Annotated in this window: 1 protein-coding gene; it reads right to left on the reverse strand. The window is 61.3% G+C overall.

What is annotated here, in order from left to right:
* Positions 1-661: O-antigen ligase (locus J0I64_RS01165; RefSeq protein WP_291405605.1), on the reverse strand; the 661-nt coding region annotated here is incomplete at both ends.

The raw sequence follows: 661 nt of genomic DNA on the forward strand, positions 1-661 counted from the left end.
GTTGGATAGCCCTTGCTATCCCCAGGCACCACCAGAAGCCCGGCAACGACGCAAACGGCCGCATAGGCAGTGGTCACGGTCAAAATGCCAAACATGACATTGGTAAGCCCCATGACGAAGAAGCCGGCAACAAGTGTCGTTACAAGAACCAGAGCGTGACGCCGAGTGGGGTGTTCTGCACTGCGGGCGACTTCCACGATTGGCGCCAGGAGAAACAGGGCGAACGCGACCAGACCGACGACACCAGCGCTCGCCGCAAAATCTGCGAGGTCATTGTGCAGATGAGGCCAGTTTCCGGGCGGCAGCCCTGAAAGATCATTGGCAAGGCCCACGAAAGCCAATGGCCCGTGCCCAAAAATCGGCGCCTGCAAAAATGCTTCAAACCCACCGCGCAGCATCTCAAGCCGGATCGACGTCGACTCATCGGTTGGCACCCCGTTTTTGACGACATCGCCAATATCGATCAGCACGCGCTCGATGCCGGAGAGCTGGCTCGCCCCCAGCCAAAGCGCCAGGCCACCGCCGATAACGAGGACCAGGAGCGTCACCAGCGCTACCCTGAGTGACACCAGACGCAGTACCACCATTCCTATACCGGCAACGGCCACCATGGCGCCAACCGCGCCACCCGCCCCGCGCGTGCCGGAGAGCACGACAGCAA

The organism is Devosia sp., from assembly GCF_017307565.1.
Classification (GTDB): Bacteria; Pseudomonadota; Alphaproteobacteria; order Rhizobiales; family Devosiaceae; genus Devosia.